Origin of the sequence: Enterococcus sp. C76 (genome assembly GCF_040886985.1) — a bacterium.
Classification (GTDB): Bacteria; Bacillota; Bacilli; order Lactobacillales; family Enterococcaceae; genus Enterococcus_B; species Enterococcus_B lactis.
This window is the reverse complement of sequence record NZ_JBFOEY010000089.1, coordinates 1-224: the sequence shown is the minus strand read 5'-3', so window position 1 is coordinate 224 and position 224 is coordinate 1. Positions and strand designations below refer to the sequence as shown.

Below are 224 nucleotides of genomic sequence, written 5' to 3'. Positions count from 1 at the left end.
GTAAAACTATATTGAATTTAATGACCCGTACGGGATTCGAACCCGTGTTACCGCCGTGAAAGGGCGGTGTCTTAACCGCTTGACCAACGGGCCAGGTAAAACAAAATATTGAAACGGAGAAGGAGGGATTTGAACCCTCGCGCCGGTTTCCCGACCTACACCCTTAGCAGGGGCGCCTCTTCAGCCACTTGAGTACTTCCCCAAAACCAATAAGATTTTGTACT

2 tRNA genes are annotated in these 224 nt (G+C 49.1%); both read right to left on the bottom strand.

What is annotated here, in order from left to right:
* Positions 1–21: 21 nt before the first annotated feature.
* Positions 22–93: transfer RNA gene (locus AB3I00_RS14880), tRNA-Glu, on the bottom strand.
* A gap of 21 nt (positions 94–114) precedes the next feature.
* Positions 115–202: transfer RNA gene (locus tag AB3I00_RS14875), tRNA-Ser, on the bottom strand.
* Positions 203–224: the final 22 nt, after the last annotated feature.